The sequence below is a fragment of the Mesorhizobium sp. M1329 genome (genome assembly GCF_040318035.1).
GTDB lineage: Bacteria > Pseudomonadota > Alphaproteobacteria > Rhizobiales > Rhizobiaceae > Mesorhizobium.
Window position 1 is genome coordinate 1 of record NZ_JAMYLN010000075.1, and the last position, 3,031, is coordinate 3,031.

Consider the following 3,031-nt stretch of genomic DNA (forward strand, 5'->3'; position numbering starts at 1 on the left):
CAGAGAAGCGGCTGCGTTTCATGTCCTGGTCCTCTCGATGGCCAGAACGAACTTCAAACCGGATTAGATCAGAGGGGCAAGGTCATGATGGTTGGTCGCCATGCCGGTCCCCGTTTCTCACCACGAACTGGTTCGTGGCGCGGTCGGGGATCATTAGAAAAGGCAGGAACGCCGGCCTTGCAACAAGCAAAAACGGCGATCGTGGCGTGACGTGCAGAGACTTGCGAAATGCGGTGCCGCGACCGCGATAGCTCAGCAACCCGGTGCCCGACTGGCCATCGCCGCTCCAGCAGAACAGCCGGCTATATCTAGTCCGCAAGCGGAACCCGCTTAGGAAATCATTTTGGCATCGAGGTTTCCAAGGATCGGCTCGGCGTGCATGTTTTGCCGTCCGGTGAGACGTTCTCGGTGGAAGAATGACCACGCCGGGGTGGAGGTTTGGCGGGTGGCAGCCCTTTCATCGGCCGTTGTCCGATTGGAGTCGACAGGCAGCTTCGAGAGACTGGCGGTCGCCACCTTGGCAGGCGCCTGCCTGGCGATTGTCGTGGTCAATCCGGCGCATGGGTAGGCGAGGCTTGCAGGTATGTTGAAGAGCCTAGAGAACTATGGTGGAAATTGCCAGAAAGGAAGATTTTTGGAGTTTCTCATGTCCCTGAACATCGAAAATCCGGCTACGGTGGCTCTCGCTGATGAACTCGCGCGCCGCCAGGGTATCAGCAAGACAGCAGCCATCCATCAGGCCCTTAGCGAGCGCCTGCATCGCTTGGGCTTTGGAGGGACCGCTCAGGAGCGTCTGCTGGCAGAATTGCGCGCCATCCGAGAAAGAGTGGCACGATTGCCTGAACTGGATAGTCGCAGCGACGAGGAGATCATCGGGTATGACGAGCATGGAATCCCCAACTGATGGTGATCGATACCTCAGCTGTTGTAGCGATCCTTCGGAGCTCCAGCTTGGGCCCTGTAACAGCGTTCAATTAGTTTCGATTCTGGCAGCTAGGCCTGCATCAACGGGTGTCACGCCAATTGGTCCCAAAGAAGAACAAGCTGGCGTCTCTCGTCCCTCCGGTCTGGCGCTGCTGGGCCGCCTCTTCGATCGGTTGGAGGTTGAGGGCCAATCCAGCCGGGCCAACATGTAGCTCGGACATTCACCGCCGCGACGCTGGTTGCGCGAACAAATGATGGGCCTCGTCGAAAACGGCCCTTGGTAGGACCCGAAGCTCGCTTGCTTCGTAGGCGAGATGCTCGAGATACTGCGTCGTCAGTCGGGCAACCACTTGCGCTTGGGCTAGGTCGCGACGGCGCTAGATTGGCTCGCGATCAGCTCGTTTTGAGACCCAGAATTGGTGAACGGCAAAAATACGCGGATCGGGAACCACGAGCCGTAACGGTCCGCCTTTTTCATCGATGGCGATTGCTTCGAAAGCAGGGGCATTTTCCAACCATGCCAAGTCGGCGATCTCGGCGGCAACCAATTCGTCGTTTGCCTTCCCGATACTTTCCCGGCTCGGCTTCCACGCCGGGTTTGCGTGCGGTCTGATCGGATCGACGAGGTATCCGTCGCGGTTCACCGCGGGGAACGTGGCGGACGAACGCTCGAAAGATCGATCGACCTTGCGCAAAAGGTTGATGAGCGCTCCATCTTCGTTCCATTGTGACTGTTGAAGTAGCTGCATTAATTAAACAATATGACGACGAAGCAGCTTGTCTACCTCAGCGCAATTGAAGCAAAAGCGCCGCTCGAACGCGGCCTTCTCTGGTATTCGATCCGCAGACCAATCGGTGCAAACGGTCTGAGAAGGCCCACCAATGTGGCGGAACAAATCATGATCATTTCTCATTGTGGTAATCATCAAGGGAGATTGAGCATGGGCGACCGGCACAACCCAAAAATCGAGACTCCGGCAAATGTCGAAAAGGACCCGGAAGATTGGATCAGCGGAGATGACCCAATGACTCCCGCACAAGCCTCGTATTTGAAAACTCTGGCCGAACAGGCCGACGACCCTGACGCCTATGCTGACGGCCTCAGCAAGGCGGAAGCTTCTAAACGCATTGATGCACTCCGGGAGAAGTTAGGCCTGTAGCGTCCGCTCGTGGCGTTTCGTATCCAGCGAGGGTCGAATTGGGAGAGTTTTGCTGCAGTTGTGACCCGCGCAATTAATTTTCTGAATTCAGCGATCGAGACCACGAACGCCGGATGGGAGCGGCTTTTAGGGTGCAGCAGCCCGGCATCCGCCTAAGCTCACCAAGACCTCGCCCGCCAGTCTAATCCTGCTGTCGAAACAGATCAGGACGTCCCGATCAGCGCGACGGTCAGCAGAGACACAAAAAGGACAAGGGCGATTGCAGCGCCCCAGAAGAGAACTTTTTCGGTGCCGCGTTGCTCTTCCTCGCGAGATATGTCTTTCGCCATGCATGCATCCTTTGCGAAGGTGGCGACTGAGCAACGTGCCGTGCCAAGCCTGGGTTCCCGGTAAACGCACTGTGAGAAAGCTCTCGGAATGAACCTCCAACCGGCGGTTGGTGGACGCATTGCAGCTGATGCATCTAAAATTCGCGTGATCCGCGCGCACTGGGCATGCCCGACCCCGAGCCCCCGCCCGGTGCAACAGCGCTTGATCGACCCCGCCGCATCAAACTGTGCGGCGGGCTTTTTCCTCAGGCGATGGAACACCGGCGCGCAAAGAAAGTTCTGCCCACGCAGCAAACTCTTTCCCTCATATTTTTGCTGCCAGATCGGATATCTCCGATCGGCCCGCGTCGCTCCTATCCTCCGGCGGCGCGGGCTTCGTCCTCGCTATCGGTCGAGTAGCCACAGAACAAACCGGAGAACGATGCTGATCAGAATCCCGGTGCCGATCGGAGCATAAAACGTGAAGTTCTCACGTTGGAGCTTGTCGCCGATCCTGGTCAACGGTCGCGGCATATGTGAGGCGGGAGCGCCATTCTTTTTATCGAGCCGGTGAAACATTTCTCATGGATCGCAGTTCTTGGATCCAGAGGAGTTGAATAAGGGCAACCTATTGCACGC

6 protein-coding genes are annotated in these 3,031 nt (G+C 57.3%); 3 read left to right on the forward strand and 3 right to left on the reverse strand.

Annotated features, from left to right (window positions below; translation table 11 throughout):
- Together NKH21_RS32535 and NKH21_RS32540 are read left to right on the forward strand one after the other, a co-directional pair.
- Positions 1-210: hypothetical protein (locus NKH21_RS32535; RefSeq protein WP_352869989.1), on the forward strand; the 210-nt coding region annotated here is incomplete at its 5' end.
- Between the two features lie 436 nt (positions 211-646).
- A complete protein-coding gene (locus tag NKH21_RS32540) occupies positions 647-904 on the forward strand; it encodes a type II toxin-antitoxin system VapB family antitoxin (protein ID WP_352668815.1) in 258 nt (85 codons plus the stop codon).
- 397 nt (positions 905-1,301) lie between these two features.
- Here NKH21_RS32540 and NKH21_RS32545 read toward each other — a convergent pair whose 3' ends face one another.
- A complete protein-coding gene (locus NKH21_RS32545; protein WP_352668816.1) occupies positions 1,302-1,673 on the reverse strand; it encodes a GSU2403 family nucleotidyltransferase fold protein in 372 nt (123 codons plus the stop codon).
- 12 nt (positions 1,674-1,685) lie between these two features.
- Between NKH21_RS32545 and NKH21_RS32920 the strand changes: the two genes are divergently transcribed.
- Positions 1,686-2,084 carry a DUF3072 domain-containing protein gene (locus tag NKH21_RS32920; RefSeq protein ID WP_502903459.1) on the forward strand — a complete coding sequence of 133 codons (399 nt, stop codon included), beginning with the start codon at positions 1,686-1,688 and terminating at the stop codon, positions 2,082-2,084.
- Between the two features lie 203 nt (positions 2,085-2,287).
- Here the strand turns inward: NKH21_RS32920 and NKH21_RS32555 are convergent, their stop codons facing one another.
- Both NKH21_RS32555 and NKH21_RS32560 read right to left on the reverse strand, forming a co-directional pair.
- Positions 2,288-2,413, reverse strand: a complete 126-nt coding sequence (locus tag NKH21_RS32555; protein WP_352668819.1) for a hypothetical protein — start codon at positions 2,411-2,413, stop codon at positions 2,288-2,290.
- Positions 2,414-2,797: 384 nt separating this feature from the next.
- Entirely contained in the window at positions 2,798-2,971 is a 174-nt protein-coding gene (locus NKH21_RS32560) for a DUF2905 domain-containing protein (protein ID WP_352668821.1), read from the reverse strand.
- Between the last annotated feature and the right edge of the window lie 60 nt (positions 2,972-3,031).